Here is a 17,893-nt window from a genome sequence, read left to right on the forward strand (position 1 = left end):
GCAAACCACTACCCCATTAATCCCCTGGAACACATCGCATTAAATTGAATGCCTTCCCGCAGATAGCAGCTATAGTTCCATTGGTTTGCGAACCAATGTTGTTGGTCTAAATTCATGGAAAAATTGCCTTTTTATTTATAAATTAATACCCTATTGATATAAAGTTGGCTTTACTATGGACATTTTTGGAACCCTTTATGATGAGGTAGTTGGATTTTTGGGAATACGGCAGGCGCTGGAATTATTGCAAGCGGGCGACTATAGTATATTCTCTACTTACGACGGTGTGGTTTCCCTTATCTACCCCATTATCCCCCTATTACTACTATTGGAGTTCATCCTTGGCCTGGTATATAAAAAGCCTAATACCAAGGTATATAAGGTAAACTTCCTCATCTATGTGTTTAACAGGTTTGTTGGCCGATTTATAGCTATAGCCATGGTAACCCTTATTATAGGGTGGTTACAACCCTATGCCCTATTCCAAACAAAAATGACCTGGTACTGGTTTATTTACGGATATATTGTTTGGGAATTTGGCCATTTCTTATACCACTATTGGGGGCACAAGGTGCGATTTTTTTGGTGCTTGCACTCTACCCATCACGCACCGGAACAAATGAATCTTTCCGTAACCCATGCCCATTTTTTTCTGGAGGCCCCCTATGCCGATGCCATTAGGACTACGGTTTGTATTCTGTTGGGTGTTGAACCGGTTCTGCTCTTTTTGATCATGTTCATAGATGGTACCTATGGAGCATTCATACATGTTGGGGAAAATATGATGAAGGATGGCAGAATGGGTTTTCTGAACAAAATTATATTGACACCCTCCCATCATAGGGTACATCATGCCCGAAACCCGCTGTATATGGATACCAATTTCTGTAATTTACTGAATATCTGGGACAAGGTTTTTGGGACCTATCAGGAGGAACAACATGACATCCAAATTGAATATGGAATTACCCGTAAAATGGATAGCGGTAACTTTTTTGATGTTTATTTCGGGGAATTTATGGCCCTTTTCAAGGATATCGCCAAAGCGCCCGGCCTAAAAAATAAAATTCTCTATATGGTCATGCCCCCAGGTTGGAGCCATACAGGGGAACACCAGACCTCCAAGTTGGTACGTGGAGCCTACCTAAAAGAACAACTGGCTAAGGAGTAAATACCAATGTTGCAATTACAATACAATGATCGCTGGCATAATTCTCACATAGGATCCCATAATCCAACACCTGCCATTTTTCGGGTTGATTGTACATAATATGATCGATGCAGATATTGGGTCCCGTTGCCGGAAAAGTCCCCTTCCATGCATTGGGATGGTTGGGTTTTGTAAATTTTTCAGAAATAATGGTGATGGGCTTGCTATGGGGCTGTGCGTTAAGATCGCCCACTACTAAAGTGGGATAATCGGTATTCCCCAGATGGGCAACAATTGCCTTGGCCTGCATTACTTTATCGGTTTCATCCTTCTGATGATCCAAATGTGTGCCCACAAACTGAATGGTATTCCCTTTTTTGGTTTTGATCCGGGTTATCAAGGCAGCCCTCGGTTCCGAGTTCGGCAAATGTGGCAAAGCCAAATTTTCACTGCCAACAAAGGTATATTTGGATAGCACCGCCTCCCCATACTCCCCTCCATCATAATACATGGCCCGTGCAAAAAGCGAGGCCATTTTGGTACGGATTCCCAATTCGGTAGGCAGATCGTACTCTTTTGCCCTTTTCGTTTTAAAATCAACCTCCTGTAACGCTACCAAATCGGGCTTGTAATAATTAATCACGCCTGCAATGGTATCCAAATTAAAATCGTCCCTGGTAGTGGCACCGTGCAATATATTAAAACTCATCACCCTCAGGGTATCTGCCTGCGCAAGGCTACCATAGGAAGTGCCTCCCACAATAACAAAAAGAAATAATTTTACAATCTGGTATTTCATTTGCCCATTTGAAATTAGGGCCGAAAACACAATATCTCCGACCCTATATTATCTGATTAATTTAGATTCCCGCCACTATTTTTATCTCACCTATTATGGTATCGGCCAAACCATCCGCTTCGGCCTGACTTTTGGCTTCCGTGTAAATTCGGATGATGGGCTCGGTATTGGATTTGCGTAAGTGTACCCAATTCTCCGGAAAATCTATCTTTACTCCGTCAATAGTAGAAATTTCCTCATTTTTATATTTTTCGGCCATGGCTAGAAGAATACCGTCCACATCCAAACCAGGAGTTAGTTCTATTTTCTTTTTACTCATAAAATAACTAGGGTAGCTGGCCCTTAGCTCGCTAACGGTACCTCCCCTTTCTGCCATCAACATTAAGAATAAGGCCGTTCCCACCAGGGAATCCCTACCGTAATGACTTTCAGGGTAAATAATACCTCCATTGCCCTCACCACCAATTATGGCCTTATTGGCCTTCATTTTGGTCACTACGTTTACTTCTCCTACGGCAGCCGCTTCATAGGTACCTCCGTGTTTTTCAGAAATATCCCTTAAAGCCCTGGAAGAGGATAGGTTGGAAACGGTATTCCCCTTGGTTTTTCCCAACACATAATCTGCGCAGGCCACCAAAGTATATTCCTCCCCGAACATTTCCCCCTCATTGGTAATAAAGGCCAAACGATCAACGTCCGGATCAACCACAATTCCAAAATCGGCCTTTTCCTTAACCACCAGTTCACAAATATCGCCCAAATGTTCTTTTAAGGGTTCTGGGTTATGGGGAAAATGCCCTGTTGGATCGCAGTACAGTTCCACTACTTCCACTCCCAATTCCTTTAAAAGTTTAGGTATGGCAATACCACCAGTGGAATTTACCCCGTCTACCACCACTTTAAACTTGGCCGCCCTTATAACCTCGGCATCCACCAAAGAAAGGTTTAGCACCTCATCTATATGGATATCAATATAGGAATCGTTCCTATTTATGGTTCCCAAATAATCTACCTCTGAAAAGTCAAAGGCTTCCTTTTCTGCTATTTCCAGTATTTTGGCCCCTTGGGCAGCATCCAAAAACTCTCCTTTTTCATTTAAAAGCTTTAGGGCGTTCCATTGTTTTGGATTATGACTGGCCGTAAGGATAATTCCTCCGTCGGCCTTTTCCAAGGGAACCGCTATTTCAACGGTGGGTGTCGTAGACAGATCCAAGTCCACAACATCTATTCCTAGGCCTACAAGGGTGGATACGACCAAATTCTGGATCATTTCCCCGGAAAGTCGGGCATCGCGCCCAATCACTACCGTTAATTTTTCCTTTTTTGAGTATTCTTTTAACCAAACACCATAAGCAGCCGCAAATTTAACTGCATCAATGGGTGTTAAATTATCACCTGGCTTACCGCCAATGGTACCCCGTATTCCCGAAATAGATTTAATTAAAGTCATATTTTATTTATAAATTTTTACAAATATAGAAGGTTAGGTTTAAATCCTATGCCGCTAAGTTGTAAATTCGAACTTAATAAACTTCAACAGAGGTCAATGAATTTTTTAGCACACCTATATCTTTCTTTTGAAGACGATCAGATAACTATCGGAAATTTTATTGCAGACAGTATACGGGGCAATAAATACAAGCACCTTCCAGAAAAAATTCAAAAAGGAATTGTGCTTCACCGCGCAATTGACACCTATACGGACAAACATCCTATAGTGAGACAGAGCACCAAACGCCTGCATAAAAACTACAGTCATTACAGCGGTGTAATTGTGGACATTTTCTATGACCACTTTCTCGCCAAGAATTGGTCGGCTTACGCAGATACGCCACTACCCCATTTCGTAGACAATTTTTATGATCTTTTGGAAAACCACTATGAAATACTTCCCATTGGGGTAAAGCGGATGATGCCCTATATGATTGCGGATAATTGGATTTTGAACTATGCCAGGATGGATGGGATATCCAGGGTTTTGAATGGCATCAATAGACGGACCCAAAATAAATCCAAAATGAATTTTGCCATTTTGGACCTTGAGGAACACTATACCGATTTTGAAAAGGAATTCACTTTATTTTTCGAGGAATTGATAGTATTTTCAAAGCAAAAATACCTTTCCTTACAGTGAAACAACACTATATACTTGGGACAATTTATAACCAACCAACTATGATCTTTGGATAGTGCCCCGCAAAAAGAGGCCCATAGTTACTAATACGGACAAAAACATGTATAAAATTCACAACCAATTGGGATTTAAACACCTAATGTTCCTATTCATTGCCATTGCCCTGCTGGGCTGCAGACATAGTCCAGCTTCCCCTACTGGTTTGGTTACGGAAAAAGCCATGGTCGTTTCCGCACGTGTGGAAGCTTCCAAAATTGGATCGGACATTCTCCAAAGGGGCGGGAATGCCTTCGATGCAATGATTGCTACGGAACTGGCTCTGGCCGTGGCCTACCCATTTGCCGGAAATATTGGCGGAGGGGGATTTATGGTATATAGGAAAGCCAATGGGGAAATAGGAGCCTTGGACTACCGTGAAAAAGCACCCTTGGCCGCGCATACGGATATGTATTTGGATTCCTTGGGAAATGTAATTGCGGGAAAAAGCACTTTGGGAGCAACCGCCGTAGGGGTTCCTGGCACTGTGGCCGGTGTAATTGCCGTCCATGAAAAATTTGGGTCCCTACCCCTAAAAGAAATTATGGCGCCAGTGATAGCATTGGCCAAGAAAGGTGTTGTTGTAACCGAGAAGCAAGCCAAAAGGCTGGAGAATTATCGCGATATTTTTATAGAAGTGAATAGTGACACCACTTTTTTTGCCACGGTATACAAAAAGGGCGATTCCATAAAGTACCCCGCTTTGGCCAATACCCTGCAAAAAATTTCCGAACAGGGTAAAGACGGATTTTACAAAGGGGAAGTGGCTGAAAAATTAGCGGATTTTATCCAAGCCAAGGGCGGTTACCTCACTACCGAAGACCTTGAGAAATACGAAGCCAAATGGAGATCTCCCCTTACCTTTAATTACAAAGACCTAAAAATCATATCGATGAGCCCTCCTAGCAGCGGCGGGTTTACGTTAAATCAAATTTTTAGGATGATGGAACCCTATGACGTATCGTCCTATGGGCATAATTCCCTTAAAACCATTCAGTTGTTTACCGAGTCGGCCCGCAGGGCCTATGCCGATAGAAATTATTTTCTAGGCGACCCGGATTTTGTGAAAATCCCTTTAAAGGAGCTTTTGTCGGAACCCTACCTACAGGAGAGAATGAGTGATTTCTCTTTTGATAAAGCCACCAAATCCTCTGAAGTATCCCATGGGGACGTACAAATTATTGAAAGCGATGAAACTACCCACTACTCTATTGTAGATTCGTTCGGAAATGCCATTGCTGCCACAACAACCATCAATGGAGGCTATGGATCCAAATTGTACTCGGACGAACTGGGGTTCTTTCTAAATAATGAAATGGACGATTTTAGTGCCAAACCCGGGGTTCCCAATATGTTTGGGCTTGTGGGGGCAGAGGCCAATAGTATAGCTGCTGAAAAGAGGATGCTAAGCAGTATGACGCCTACCATAATTGAAAAAGACGGCAAATTATGGATGGTGGTCGGCACCCCTGGAGGTTCCACCATAATAACCGCAGTAGCACAGACCATCCTTAATTGCTACGAATTTAACATGAGTATGCAGGATGCCGTAAACGCTCCCCGTTTTCACCACCAATGGCTGCCGGATGCCATAATTTTTGAACCGGACGGATTCCCAACCAGCCTAATGACCGATCTAAAGAACAAAGGATACCTCATTAATGAAGAAAACACACCGGTTATTGGTAAGGTAGATGCCATTAAGGTTCTCCCCAACGGAAAACTGGAAGGCGGTGCCGATAAACGCGGCGATGATACCGCTGTTGGATTTTAATTAAAATGGCCGGAGTCCTTAAACCCTAAGATTACTGCCAAGACATAGATTATTTCTTCAAAATAAAGATAAAAGGTGATGAGAAAATTAGGTAAAATACTATTATGGATATTAGCCCTGGTGTTCATTTTGGCCGGTATCCTCTACACCATTTACAACGAAGAACTACCTGTTGGCATCAAGAGCGATCATGCGGATAGCTTGGCCTTAAAAATGTTGACAGCCCTTAATTACGAGGCCTATAAGGACACCCGTTTTCTGGAATGGTCCTTTGCCAACGGGAAACACCATTATAGATGGGATAAGGAAATCAACACCGTAAACGTTACTTGGAGCGATTATGAAGTACAGCTCAATTTAAATGAATCCACAAAAAGTACAGTTTCAAAAAACCATATTGATATTGACGGTCCCGAAAAACAAAAACTGATAAACAAAGCTATCTCCTTCTTCAACAATGACTCTTTTTGGCTGGTGGCCCCCTTTAAGGTTTTCGACCCTGGTACCAAAAGGAGTATTGTACCCTTGCAAGATGGTTCCGAAGCTTTGTTGGTCACCTATACCTCGGGCGGAGACACTCCAGGTGATTCCTATTTATGGAAATTGCAACCCAATGGTTTCCCTATTAGTTTTAAGATGTGGGTAAACATTATTCCTATTGGCGGTATCGAAGCTAGTTGGGACGAGTGGCAAGTAACGGAAAGTGGTGCATTTCTGCCCAGTAAACACCGTATTGGCCCGATTTCATTGGAGATGGGGGATGTGAGGGGGTATGAGTGATGCAATTAGCAATAAGCAATTTTAGCGTAAGAAGTAAAATAGTATTGAGTGATTAGTATTGAGAATTTAGATGCTAGAGTCTAGATTATTGGCTCTAGGCTCTAAGCAACACCCCTGTCAGATCCAGCTCATCTCCATAAATATCGGGAGTGAACTATATGAAAGACAAGGTCCAAAGTCGAAAGATCAAGGGCTAGATTCAAAACCAATTGTGTGCGACTTCTCGTCGTCCCGAAAAAGGGACTCTGTCGAAGTGACTAGGATGTCCGTTCGAGTGTGCCTGCGGAAAGACGGAGTCGTTAACTACCTCATTGCAAATTAACCAAAGGCTCACCTCTTGGAACGAAGAGGGGAATGAATTTTGCGCCATTTTGCGCGAAAGAAAGGGGAGTTGGAGGCCCTAACTTTCACTTATTCTCCGTCTTCTGGCTATTTTCCCAAGGATTGGGATTTCCGAACCCTCCGTCTTGGCTTATGGCGATCGTCTGAAGGGAGGAGCTTTTTTTAATTCGTCATTACAAGGGCAGTAGTGTGTGTTTTAAAATGAACAGTTGACAGTAGCTGAATCAGATAACAGTAAACAATGTTAATGTTCAATATTTTAGGTTTTTGAAACTACGAAAAAAAGTTCATTCCCCTAGGCAGGCCTGTCCCGAGTTTTCCGAGGGAGGACAAGGTGGCTTCGACAGAGGAGAAGGTGGAAGGGGTTCGAAGCGCGGCAATCTGCTGATTGCTATGTTGAGATTGCTCCGTCGACTCCGCTCAGCACAGGCCCAAGGGAAGGAGCAATTCTTATTCCCTTATTGCGTAAAAACATTCCCCCAAAACCAAAAAGTCACCAACAGACCTTTTCAAATCATATTGGTGACTTCTTGCTTATACTGATGTAGGTAACCCTACTTAAACTCCGGCCAATACTCCTTTACTTTTTTTCGTAGGAAGGCTACACTGCGTTCCAATTGATCCATTCCGTCCACACCATCTTCGATACTGATCCAACCGTCAAAACCAACCCGTTTCAATTCCTTAAAAATAGCATCATAATCGTTTAGGCCCTTGCCAATCTCCCCATGACTAAGCCTTTTGGCATAGCCCATGGCACCACCTTCCTCCTTGCGCAGGTCCTCAATGGTTCCTTCCTTCAAATAGCGATCACTGGCATGCATGGTAACTACGCGGTCCGAAACCCTATATAGGAGTTCCAGGGGATCCTCCCCTGCCAAAAAGGTATTGCTAGGGTCGTAATTCACTCCAAAATTAGGATGGTGGATGCGATCTACCAACATACAAAAAATGTCCATCTGTTGTGCAAATTCCGGATATTCCCAAAAATCGTCCTTATAGTGGTTTTCCAAAATGAGGGTAACGCCCAACTTTTCCGCATGGGGAAGGCACTCCTTAATGCAATCCGCAGCAAAGCCAACACCTTCCTCTATGGTCAGTTCTGGACGACGTTGTCCGGACAATACCCTACAATAGGTGCCGCCCAGGGCATGGGTCATTTCTATCCATCCTATCTGTTTTTTAATTTCCTTTTCCCGAAAAGCGGCATCAGGATGCGTAAAATCCGGGGAACAGCACAGCATGGGTATGGTTTTCCCATGACGTTCCACCTGCTCCCTAAAAACGGGCCAGTTGGCCTTATCGGCCATCTCCAAAAATCCGGCATACCATTCCAATCCGTCTACCTCCAGCGCAACGGCCAGATCGATCCATTCTGAAACCTTCATGGTTCCATCCTTACAAAGTTCATGCATAAATGCTTTGGGAAATACTGCTAATTGTGGCAAATCTTTATTCTTTTAAAGTTATTAATTATTTCTTTTTGTGGGAACCTTCCCAGTTTTTGGGGAGGTTCCGCCCTATCATGGGAAACTGTTCCAAATCCATCACCTGCGAACTAACTGGTCCGCATTCATCGGAAAGCCAATATACACAGGCTACCGCTATTTCTTCGGGGGTGAAAATTCGTTGGGCGGGGGCAAAAATATCCGGGATGTCCTTGTACCAGTCCGCTTTCATCCCCTGCTCCTTCTTGTTCAAAATTTCCTTTTCCGTAAGTACCCAACCTGGGTTGATCTGATTTACACGCACCCCATTTTCCCGAAACAGGCTATCGCCCAAATTTCTTGTCAAGGTCATTAAGGCCCCTTTGGACATGCTATAGGCCAGCAAATCCGGTTCCCCGCCCCAAGCGTTGATAGACCCTATATTAAGGACACATCCACGAACGGAGGATAAATGGGGCAATGCCGCCTGAATGATCATCAAAGGAGCAATGGAATTAACGGCCAACATTCTTTTTATAAAATGCACTTGGGTAGTCGCTATATTGGAAGAAGCTATATAGGCCGCGTTATTTACCACGGCATTCAACTTCCCAAATCTGGACATGGCCACATCTACCAATACCTGAGGGGCATTGTCCTCCGTTATATCCATGGTAATATGGGCTGCATTGGCATCCCCCAAGTCCTGCACTACAGCCAGACCTATTTCCTCTTCCAATCCGTTGATGACCACCTTCGCCCCTTCCTGCACACAACGTTTGGCAATGGCCTTGCCTATACCGGTATATCCTCCTGTTATTAATACTACTTTATCCTTTAAACGCATGGGGTTAACTTGGTTTTAAAACACTTTTCACCACCTTGCCCGAGTGCATTTGATCAAATGCCTCGTGCCAATCCTTCAATTCCCAGACCCCACCAATAATTGGTTTTACATCCAAGGTTCCTGAAGCCAGAAGAGACAACACTTTTTCCCATATGGGCCAGTTATGGCTAAAGCTACCCTGTAGGGTTACATTCTTTTGCACCAATGGATCCAAGGAAAAGTTTAGAGGTTGTGGACCCCAGCCCACCTTGGTTATATGTCCGTTGGGACGTACCAATTGTAGGGCTATTTTTAAAGTGGCACTTGCTCCTGCCGCATCTATTACACAATCTACTCCCAATCCGTCTTGTTTATTGGCCCAGGCACTTGCATCGCCCACAATTCCTTCACAGCCATATTGCTTGGCAATGTTCAATCTTTCCCTATCGGCTTCCAAGCCTACAACGGCCACCTCGGCGCCACATAAACGGGCTACGGCGGCACAAAGGATACCTATGGTCCCAGGGCCTAGGACAATGACCCTGTCCCCTGGTTTAATTTTGGAATTCATCACCACTGCATTATAGGCTACCGAACAGGGCTCGGTTAAACAGGCCTGCTCAAAGGGCAAGTTCTCAGGAACCGTATGTAGACATCTAGCGGGCACTTTAACAAAACGCGTCATGGCTCCGTTAACCCCATACCCAAATCCTTTTCTCGTGGGATCCAGGTTGTACAGGCCTTGTCTTGTAAGCGGACTGTTCAGGTCTATGACAGCAGCGGTCTCACTTACTACCCTATCGCCTTCCTTCCATCCGCTTACCCTTTTCCCCATGGCCACGATATGGCCACCAAACTCGTGCCCAAGGACCACGGGATAGTTTACAGGCCAACTATGGTCTGAAGTCCATTGGTGCAGATCACTTCCGCACACCCCAACGTTGGCCACTTCCAGCAACACATCATCTTCCCCTATACCCGGTTTTTCCACTTCCCTAATTTCAACACTTCCTGGCTTGGAAGAGAAATTTACTACTCCTATTGAATTCATCTTTATAGCTCTTTATATTTTTAAATTTTCGCCTATTATCTTGTTATTTCGCCGTATGCATGGATCTTTTCACAGATAAGACGCAACGAACTTTCCAAGTCACCATCGGCTGTTTTAAACGAATCGGCATCTATGGTCAGCGGTGCTCCCAAAACAACCATGGGCGCCCCGTATTCCGGACAGCGTATGGCCTGTTCCAAGGTAAGTCCGCCCACGGCCTGTACCGGTACCTTAACGGCATTGACCACTTCCCGCAATTGATCCATTGGACTTGGCATTTTTAAGCCTTGGGCTGCAATACCACGACGTTCGTCATAACCAATATGATGGATTATATAATCGCATCCAAGGTCTTCCAACCATTTGGCGCCTTCCACCATATCCGGACATCCTAAATTATCGCCCATTACCTTTACTCCGTAATCCTTACCTGCCTGTACCACCACTTTTATGGTTTCAGCATGTGCCCTGGCCATCACTACTACATGGGTGGCACCTGCCTTCGCCATCATTTCTGCTTCCAGATATCCACCGTCCATAGTTTTAAGGTCGGCTACTATTGGAATTTTAGGAAAGGCTTCCCTCAGTTTTCGCACACCATGGAGTCCTTCTGCCAAAATAAGGGGGGTCCCCGCTTCCAGCCAATCCACCCCTGCACGCAATGCCATGGCCGCCGTTTCTAAAGCTTCATCAATATTGGTAAGGTCTAGGGAAATCTGTACAATTGGTTTCATAAATGGTCAATAATTAAATAAATTAAAAGGTTGTATTTTTTTTGATTTACCATAGACCGCAATCAATTCAAAATACCACTAAAAGGTCGATAAAAGGTATTGATTTTTTTGGGCTATAGCGTCAATCCAAAGATAAAGAATCACAATACATAAAATTTATCAATTATAAATCCAATATTACCCTTTTCGGATTTATAACCACTGGTATTGTCACTTTCTTCAGTAAACTACCTCGGGGCAAGCCCGCGAGGCATTCATAGGAAACGAACTTTAATTTTCAAGGCAAGCCTCGGGGTATTATACCTTTTGGCGGTGCCAATAAACAACTCCTATGATTATCAATCTTGCTATTGTCTTTTATATTCTTGGAAGAACCATTATTATTGCAAAAGATAAATATTAATTAATACCGATTTAATATTCAATAGAACCAAATAACCCAATTTTGATCCCTTACTATATAAAGGTGAAATTGGATTTGATTTGCACCCAACAGCCAACAATAGAAAGCATTACCGAACTAACCATAAAATGACCTTATTGAAAAATCGTTCCTTAGAATTACTATTCACCTTAATTTCTTGTTTTATTACTGCATTTTCGTACAGCCAGGACGATTCATTATCCCCTAGGGATACCCTGCTTCCACATAGTTTGGATGAAGTGGTCATTACAGCAAATAGGTTTAAATCATTTCAAAATAAGACCCCTGAGGCCATAGATGTAGTCCATAACCCTACCATACAGGGATTTCAATTGCGAACAGCACCCGAAGCCCTGCTGTTATCTCCCGGTGTATTTGTACAAAAGACCAATCACGGTGGGGGATCACCGTTTATCAGAGGGTTAACGGGAAACCAGACCCTACTGTTATATGATGGCATCCGTCTCAACAACGCCACGGTAAGATCTGGACCCAATCAGTATTTTAATACCATTGATGTCTTTAGCATTGGAAAAATGGAGGTCTTACGGGGAAGTGGTTCTGTACAATATGGCTCCGACGCCATTGGGGGAACCATTCAGGCCCTAAGTCAAGAGTTGTCGTTTTCCCAACAGTCGCTGTTGGGGGCAGACCTAATGAGCCGATTTGTAACCCAAGGTATGGAACAGACTGCCAATACCGCATTGAAGTACAGTAATAAGCGGGTGGCCTTTAGGGCCAATGTCACCTGGCGAAATTTCGGGGACCTTATAGGAGGGGATACTACAGGACTACAAAGTCCGACCGGCTACCGCGAACTGGATTTTGATCTCAAGGGCAAAATACTGCTTGGGGACAGATCCCATCTTACCACGGTCTACCAACGTGTGCACCAAAGGGATGTTCCCGTTTACCACAAGGTGGCTTTAGAGGATTATGCCATAAATAAGATGGATCCCCAAAAACGGGAACTGGCCTATGCCCGACTCCATCAAGAGCTGGATAACAGCATCTTCAAATCGGCTGTGGTTACCGCTTCCTTTCAGCAGCAGGAGGAGGGCAGATTATTGCAAAAAAATGGCGCTACCCTGGAACGAACCGAAAATGATAAGGTCCGTACCTATGGCTTTTCAGCAGAAACCAGGACAAGCTCTGGGGAAATATGGTCGGCCAATAGTGGTGTAGAGGTATATAGCGACAAGGTACAAAGTAATAGGACCGATAGGGATCTAGCCACCAATACCGAAACGGCCAATCGCGGATTATATCCCGATGGGGCCACCATGACCAGTATTGCAGCTTTCAGTATGCATACCCTGCGTTTGGACCCGTGGGAAATTACAGCTGGGGCCCGTTTTAATACCTTTATCAACAAGGTGACCGATTCGGACTTGGGCACAACCAAACTAACCCCTTCCGCCCTAGTAGGTAATATGGCCGTACAACGCAGGATAAACCAATCCTCCAACGTCTTTGCCTCTATCAACACCGGATTTAGAGCTCCCAACATTAATGATCTAGGGTCTTTGGGCATTGTCGATTTCCGTTACGAAACTCCCAATTTCGACCTCAAACCAGAGCATTCGCTACAATATCAACTGGGGTATAAATTTCGCAATCGCCTACTTAAAGCAGAGATATTCCTTTATCGCAATGAATTGTACGATTTAATCGTACGCCATAGGATTGAAGGAGATAGCATAGAGGGTTACCCCGTTTATCAAAAGAAAAATGTGGAACGCGGATTTGTCCAAGGGGCGGAAATGGCGTGGGATTTAACATTGGATCCCCACTGGAAAATATCGGGAAACGCGACCTATACCTACGGACAAAATAAAACCAGTGATGAACCGGCACGCCGAATCCCGCCCTTATTTGGACGGTTGGCCGCCTCTTACAACCTGAAAAAATGGAATCTCAATGCAGATTGGCTTATCGCCGGCAAGCAGGACCGTTTGGCTTCAGGGGATATGGATGATAATAGGATACCACAGGGAGGTACCCCGGGTTGGAACGTACTTAATATTCATGCCAGTTATTCCATTCATTGTGTCACCATCGCTGCCGGACTTCAGAATATCTTCAATGAAGATTACAGGTACCATGGTTCAGGCGTTAATGGTTATGGCAGGTCTGGAGTGGTTTCGGTTTCAACGAGGTTGTAATGATTATTTTTAAGGTTTAAACCAAGAACAGAATAAGAAATAATCCTTCCCTTGGACCCCTCCCTAGCCCTCCCCCAAGGGGAGGGAATTTGTTAAGATATGACAAATAGATATTTGGTCTAGAATTATTCCCCCCTCTTTGAGAGGGGGTTAGGGGGAGGACTTTTAGACAACGTCTAATTCTAATCCGATAGTTCTAGACTCCGATTGCAATGAAGATAACAAAAACTCCTCCCCTTGGACCCCTCCCTAGCCCTCCCCCAAGGGGAGGGAATTTGTTAAGATATGACACAAATAGATATTTGGTCTAGAATTATTCCCCCCTCTTTGAGAGGGGGTTAGGGGGAGGACTTTTAGACAACGTCTAATTCTAAACCGATAGTTCTAGACTCCGATTGCAATGAAGATAACAAAAACTCCTTCCCATTGGACCCCTCCCTAGCCCTCCCCCAAGGGGAGGGAATTTGTTAAGATATGACAAATAGATATTTGGTCTAGAATTATTCCGCCCTCTTTGCTTGTGCAGCTTTTTTGCAGTAGGAAGGGGTTAGGGGGAGGACTTTTAGACAACGTCTAATTCTAATCCGATAGTTCTAGACTCCGATTGCAATGAAGATAACAGAAACTCCTTCCCTTGGACCCCTCCCTAACCCTCCCCCAAGGGGAGGGAATTTGTTAAGATATGACAAATAGATATTTGGTCTAGAATTATTTCCCCCTCCTTGCTTGTGCAGCTTTTTTGCAGTAGGAGGGGGTTAGGGGGAGGACTTTTAGACAACGTCTAATTCTAAACCGATAGTTCTAGACTCCGATTACAATGAAGATAACAGAAACTCCTTCCCCTTGGACCCCTCCCTAGCCCTCCCCCAAGGGGAGGGAATTTGTTAAGATATGACAAATAGATTTTTGGTCTAGAATTATTCCCCCTCCTTGCTTGTGCAGCTTTTTTGCAGTAGGAGGGGGTTAGGGGGAGGACTTTTAGACAACGTCTAATTCTAAACCGATAGTTCTAGACTCCGATTACAATGAAGATAACAGAAACTCCTCCCCATTGGACCCCTCCCTAGCCCTCCCCCAAGGGGAGGGAATTTGTTAAGATATGACAAATAGATTTTTGGTCTAGAATTATTCCGCCCTCTTTGGGAAGGGGTTAGGGGGAGGACTTTTAGACAACGTCTAATTCTAAACCGATAGTTCTAGACTCCGATTGCAATGAAGATAACAAAAACTCATTCCCTTGGACCCCTCCCTAGCCCTCAGGGGAGGGAATTTGCTAGGATATGGTAAATAGATATTTGGCCTAGAATTATTCCCCCTCCTTGGGAGGGGGGAAGGGGGAGGACATTTTGCCTTCAACATTGTTCACTGAAAACCGTTTATCTTTTACTTTTCAATGTTCACTGTTTATTGCTAATTGTTAATTGTCAATCATCCGCCTTATTCTTATAATGGTTTACCCGGGCATCGTCCTCGTTATCCATTGGTGGGCCTTGTTCTATTTTTCGCCAATCGATAGTTTTGTTGTACTTCTTCATGGAGAGCTCGGCATTGTACATCCGCTCATCATGGCGCTCCAGGGTATAGGGTGTGAAGTCGGGCTCCGAAGTGAAAAAATCCTGAAGCAAAGAGGCCGTAACATCAAACTGATTTACATAGGGAACATTCAAAATATTGTACATAGTCTTTAAAATGGCCCCAAAATTGGCATGGGTGTTGGAAACATATCCCTTTTTTACATAAGGGCCTGCCATCATTAAAATAGACCTATGGGCATCCACATGATCTACACCGCCTTGTGGGTCATCCTCCGTAATGATTACCAACATATTTTTCCAGTATTTGGTCCTGGAAAGAAAATGCAATACCCTCCCTACGGCCAAATCATTGTCTACCATAAAGGATTGCGGGTAAGGATAACCATCTTCCGGCCGTACACGTGCCCCATGATCGTTGGGCAACATCATGGTGATCAATTGAGGCATTTCCTCCGCCCCTTCGATCCATTTTTCCGTAAACTCCCGTTCAAACTGATCCATACGGTATTGATCGGGAATATTCATGTTATAACCGGCATAGTCGTGACTGGTCCTAGTAAAGAGTGCCTTTTGCATGGGGACCATCACCCCATGGGCTGCACCTGTATTGGTATCGTACCATTCCTCACGCACATGCGCCGTTTCATTGGCCTGTCCAAAATTATAGAAGGAAACATTTTCCCTATCCAAGGCTTCCCAAAGACCGCCAATCTCGGCATAATCCTCGGGATCTACACTTCCTATGGTTCCTGGATGACGACGCCCTGGGGCATCGGAAAAAATCTTGGCCGATTTGCTTACGCTGGCATTGGCCTCTACCCATTCGTTAGGAATAACCCCTACCAACCAATGGTGGCCATGTACCGAAGCATCACTATCGCAATAGTAATTATCCGAATAGGCAAATTGCTTGGCAGCCTTATGATGATTGGGTGAAATTCTCAGGTTGGGGAATTGTGCCTGTACCGAATCGGGCAAGGTATAGGTATTGTTAACCCCATAACGGGCCAAAGTACTATCTCCCTTCCCGGTTTTTAGCTGTCCAAAGACCTCGTCATAGGTCCTGTTCTCCTTGGTAATGTACACCACATGTTTTATGGGACTCTGACGTAGTTTTGGCAAGGGTGGCAAAGGATTGGAACCGTCATCGGTTATGGTGCTTTCCCTAAAGGTATTGTCTATGGATATTTTGGTATACTCGGCAAGTTTTTCTTTTGTGGGCATAGGTACCCTTTGGAAACTGCCCAATTGTATATCCCCAATATAATCGCCCTGTGGCGGTTCCACAAAATCCTTACCGCCATTGGGACCTGAACCAAGGCCCCGACAGGTAATGATATAAATATTCTTTTCATCTTTGGACAATTCCACCCTGGTAGGGCCCCATCCACTGGGAATAAGCCCCTTGGTGGTTTGGGACGGAATATCTATTACGGCCACGGCATTGAAACCCAAGAGGGCCACATACAGGGTTTGCTCCGCTTTGTCCATAGTAATGCCAAAGGGAAGAAGACCCCGGTATGTATCGATCCGGGGATCGACCTGAATTGGAATATGGCCAACAATTTCCTGACGCTGGTGATCTATAATGGTAATATTGTCGTTGGTGGCATTGGTGACATAGGCAAATTGCTTCCCAACGGCGATGGAGTTGGGACTTGCCCCCCCTACCACTTCGGCATCATCCACCGTTTGCCCTATCTGGTGCCCTGTCTTGAATTTCTTGATCACCTTGTTGCTATCAAGGTCTATGGTAAAAACGCTCATGGCATCAGGATGCAACGGACTTCCCACTCCTGGGATGTTACGACCTTCCACTACGGTACCTTCAATGGATTCTTTGGTGTTGTCCCCATAAGGATGGTGGGAAATCATTAAGGAATCATAATTGGCCGGAGTAGCCCCCTCTATCAAAGGGTAGGAATACACCCCAACATTGGCTACAAAGGCCTGCTTTTTATCGGGACTGATGGCCAAGCCAAAAGGTTGTCGCCCCACATTTACGGAGCCCTTTATTTTTTTGGTTTCCAGATCGATCCGCACCATTCTAAAGTTCGCCCGATCCAACACCAATAGTTCGTTCTGGGCCTCGTTGATCCTTAGGTCCGAAGTAAAACTATCCCGATACTCCTTCCCGTCAACACTACCGTTTAAAGAAATGGAGTCCAATTTCACAAGGTTTTCCACATCGTACTGTATCACTGCCCCCGTATCGCCCCCGCTTAAATAAACCGTTTTGGAGTCCTGGGCAAATTCGACCCCCAAAAAAGAACCCTTGGCCAAGGGCGATGGTACGCTACCATCATAACTGGGAATCCTGACCGATTCCAAGGAGGCTACATCTATAACGGTAAAGACCCCATCGTGCAAGGTAACGGCCTTGCTCCCATCTGGAGAAATAGCCATCCCAAAGGGATCATGTGTTATGCGCAATTTATCCCCTACAGGAGTAACATACCTCCCACTTGCCAGGATAGAAACCCCGTTTTCATCAATAATACTGTACTGATCCTTACCAGGTACCTCCAGGATGGTAATACTATTTTGGCGCGAATTACAGGAAACAAAAGCTAAAATTAAAAAGACTACAAATAACCGATTCATTAGGTTGGAATTAAAAGGTGGATGGATGTTTTTTATATGAAAAAATAATATTACGCATTTTAGATGAAAGACAGGGTCTCTTAACAATCATTTTACGTAATGTTAAAATAAT

General features: G+C 44.4%; 12 protein-coding genes. 5 read left to right on the forward strand and 7 right to left on the reverse strand.

The window, feature by feature from the left end; translation table 11 throughout:
• Nucleotides 1–175: 175 nt before the first annotated feature.
• A complete protein-coding gene (locus C7972_RS18320; RefSeq protein WP_110357615.1) occupies nucleotides 176–1,171 on the forward strand; it encodes a sterol desaturase family protein in 996 nt (331 codons plus the stop codon).
• On the opposite strand, the gene C7972_RS18325 is transcribed toward C7972_RS18320, so the two are convergent.
• The gene (locus C7972_RS18325) at nucleotides 1,161–1,949 is read right to left on the reverse strand and encodes an endonuclease/exonuclease/phosphatase family protein (protein ID WP_110357616.1); all 789 of its coding nucleotides are present in this window, start codon (nucleotides 1,947–1,949) and stop codon (nucleotides 1,161–1,163) included. The genes C7972_RS18320 and C7972_RS18325 overlap by 11 nt on opposite strands.
• A 61-nt stretch (nucleotides 1,950–2,010) precedes the next feature.
• The gene (gene glmM / locus C7972_RS18330; protein WP_110357617.1) at nucleotides 2,011–3,399 is read right to left on the reverse strand and encodes a phosphoglucosamine mutase; all 1,389 of its coding nucleotides are present in this window, start codon (nucleotides 3,397–3,399) and stop codon (nucleotides 2,011–2,013) included.
• 96 nt (nucleotides 3,400–3,495) lie between these two features.
• On the opposite strand from glmM, the gene C7972_RS18335 reads away from it, so the two are divergent.
• The 3 genes from C7972_RS18335 to C7972_RS18345 all read left to right on the forward strand — a co-directional run bounded on the left by C7972_RS18335 (nucleotide 3,496) and on the right by C7972_RS18345 (nucleotide 6,673).
• The gene (locus C7972_RS18335; protein ID WP_110357618.1) at nucleotides 3,496–4,083 is read left to right on the forward strand and encodes an ACP phosphodiesterase; all 588 of its coding nucleotides are present in this window, start codon (nucleotides 3,496–3,498) and stop codon (nucleotides 4,081–4,083) included.
• Between the two features lie 139 nt (nucleotides 4,084–4,222).
• On the forward strand, nucleotides 4,223–5,893 hold the full coding sequence (gene ggt, locus C7972_RS18340; RefSeq protein WP_110357655.1) for a gamma-glutamyltransferase: 1,671 nt from the start codon (nucleotides 4,223–4,225) through the stop codon (nucleotides 5,891–5,893).
• A gap of 78 nt (nucleotides 5,894–5,971) precedes the next feature.
• Nucleotides 5,972–6,673, forward strand: a complete 702-nt coding sequence (locus tag C7972_RS18345; protein WP_110357619.1) for a hypothetical protein — start codon at nucleotides 5,972–5,974, stop codon at nucleotides 6,671–6,673.
• An 896-nt stretch (nucleotides 6,674–7,569) separates the two neighbouring features.
• Here C7972_RS18345 and C7972_RS18350 read toward each other — a convergent pair.
• The 4 genes from C7972_RS18350 to C7972_RS18365 are packed head-to-tail and all read right to left on the reverse strand — an operon-like array spanning nucleotide 7,570 to nucleotide 11,053.
• A complete protein-coding gene (locus C7972_RS18350; protein WP_110357620.1) occupies nucleotides 7,570–8,463 on the reverse strand; it encodes a sugar phosphate isomerase/epimerase in 894 nt (297 codons plus the stop codon).
• 25 nt (nucleotides 8,464–8,488) lie between these two features.
• Nucleotides 8,489–9,289: an SDR family NAD(P)-dependent oxidoreductase gene (locus C7972_RS18355; protein WP_110357621.1), complete on the reverse strand. Its 801-nt coding sequence runs from the start codon at nucleotides 9,287–9,289 to the stop codon at nucleotides 8,489–8,491.
• A gap of 4 nt (nucleotides 9,290–9,293) precedes the next feature.
• Entirely contained in the window at nucleotides 9,294–10,319 is a 1,026-nt protein-coding gene (locus tag C7972_RS18360) for a zinc-binding dehydrogenase (protein WP_110357622.1), read from the reverse strand.
• 35 nt (nucleotides 10,320–10,354) lie between these two features.
• The gene (locus tag C7972_RS18365; RefSeq protein ID WP_110357623.1) at nucleotides 10,355–11,053 is read right to left on the reverse strand and encodes an orotidine 5'-phosphate decarboxylase / HUMPS family protein; all 699 of its coding nucleotides are present in this window, start codon (nucleotides 11,051–11,053) and stop codon (nucleotides 10,355–10,357) included.
• A 540-nt stretch (nucleotides 11,054–11,593) separates the two neighbouring features.
• Between C7972_RS18365 and C7972_RS18370 the strand changes: the two genes are divergently transcribed.
• A complete protein-coding gene (locus tag C7972_RS18370) occupies nucleotides 11,594–13,642 on the forward strand; it encodes a TonB-dependent siderophore receptor (RefSeq protein ID WP_181422933.1) in 2,049 nt (682 codons plus the stop codon).
• Between the two features lie 1,424 nt (nucleotides 13,643–15,066).
• Here the strand turns inward: C7972_RS18370 and C7972_RS18375 are convergent.
• The gene (locus tag C7972_RS18375; RefSeq protein WP_110357625.1) at nucleotides 15,067–17,781 is read right to left on the reverse strand and encodes a bifunctional YncE family protein/alkaline phosphatase family protein; all 2,715 of its coding nucleotides are present in this window, start codon (nucleotides 17,779–17,781) and stop codon (nucleotides 15,067–15,069) included.
• Nucleotides 17,782–17,893: the final 112 nt, after the last annotated feature.

This window comes from Arenibacter sp. ARW7G5Y1, from assembly GCF_003201775.1.
Classification (GTDB): domain Bacteria; phylum Bacteroidota; class Bacteroidia; order Flavobacteriales; family Flavobacteriaceae; genus Arenibacter.

Bases quoted from the DNA above. Each gene is read 5' to 3' on its own strand.
- ggt (WP_110357655.1), top strand. From the start codon at position 4,223: ATGTTCCTATTCATTGCCATTGCCCTGCTGGGCTGCAGACATAGTCCA.
- C7972_RS18355 (WP_110357621.1), bottom strand. From the start codon at position 9,289: ATGCGTTTAAAGGATAAAGTAGTATTAATAACAGGAGGATATACCGGT.
- C7972_RS18375 (WP_110357625.1), bottom strand. From the start codon at position 17,781: ATGAATCGGTTATTTGTAGTCTTTTTAATTTTAGCTTTTGTTTCCTGT.
- C7972_RS18365 (WP_110357623.1), bottom strand. From the start codon at position 11,053: ATGAAACCAATTGTACAGATTTCCCTAGACCTTACCAATATTGATGAA.
- C7972_RS18325 (WP_110357616.1), bottom strand. From the start codon at position 1,949: ATGAAATACCAGATTGTAAAATTATTTCTTTTTGTTATTGTGGGAGGC.
- glmM (WP_110357617.1), bottom strand. From the start codon at position 3,399: ATGACTTTAATTAAATCTATTTCGGGAATACGGGGTACCATTGGCGGT.
- C7972_RS18320 (WP_110357615.1), top strand. From the start codon at position 176: ATGGACATTTTTGGAACCCTTTATGATGAGGTAGTTGGATTTTTGGGA.
- C7972_RS18360 (WP_110357622.1), bottom strand. From the start codon at position 10,319: ATGAATTCAATAGGAGTAGTAAATTTCTCTTCCAAGCCAGGAAGTGTT.
- C7972_RS18335 (WP_110357618.1), top strand. From the start codon at position 3,496: ATGAATTTTTTAGCACACCTATATCTTTCTTTTGAAGACGATCAGATA.
- C7972_RS18345 (WP_110357619.1), top strand. From the start codon at position 5,972: ATGAGAAAATTAGGTAAAATACTATTATGGATATTAGCCCTGGTGTTC.